Raw genomic sequence first — 683 nt, forward strand, 5'->3', positions numbered from 1 at the left:
ACCCCAGTTACGGATAAGCCAAAGATTTAATCACATGAATTTTAGGCTTATTCTTTTGGCAAAGTTGATACGCACATAGTGAAGAAAATACGCCTGCTAAAAAACCAGCAATCGAACGATGTTTACTCGTAACTAAGTGATATTTTTCTTTCAATAATCCTATCAATGTTTCAATTCTTTTACGTTGTCGTAGATGAAATTCATCAGAAAATGGCAATAAGGTCACTCTCATATTTTTTCTTGGATAAGTAATTAAATCAATGCCTTGCTCTTTAAGTGTTTCTTTCAATGGTTGGCTAATGTAGCCTCTATCACCATAGACCGTTGCTGATAAGCCATTCACTAAATCCTCAACTTTTTTAAGATCAGCAATATGTCCGTTTGATAAATCTGAATTTACAATTTCACCCTCTTGATTCATCAGCAAGTGTAATTTGCAACCATAAAACCAGCCCATCGTACTTTTACCACGAGAAGCAATCTCATCTAAAGCATGATGACCTTTAGGGATTCTTTTATTTTTACAAACAGGTAAAGGTGTTGAATCAATCCATAAATATGAACTTTCATCTTTTTGGCTCAACGCATAAAGCAAAGCATGAATAGCAAGTTGGTGCTGATTGATGAGGGTAATCAGGTTTTTATAACAAGGCAAGTCTTTAAAGAGTTTGCTTTCAAACTGA

Annotated in this window: 1 protein-coding gene; it reads right to left on the reverse strand. The window is 34.6% G+C overall.

From position 1 onward, the window contains the following. Positions 1-7: 7 nt before the first annotated feature. Positions 8-683: IS982-like element ISAba4 family transposase (locus tag ACEO2X_RS14040; RefSeq protein WP_371972173.1), on the reverse strand; the 676-nt coding region annotated here is incomplete at its 5' end.

Origin of the sequence: Acinetobacter sp. AL9, assembly GCF_041464035.1 — a bacterium.
GTDB classification, from domain to species: domain Bacteria; phylum Pseudomonadota; class Gammaproteobacteria; order Pseudomonadales; family Moraxellaceae; genus Acinetobacter; species Acinetobacter towneri.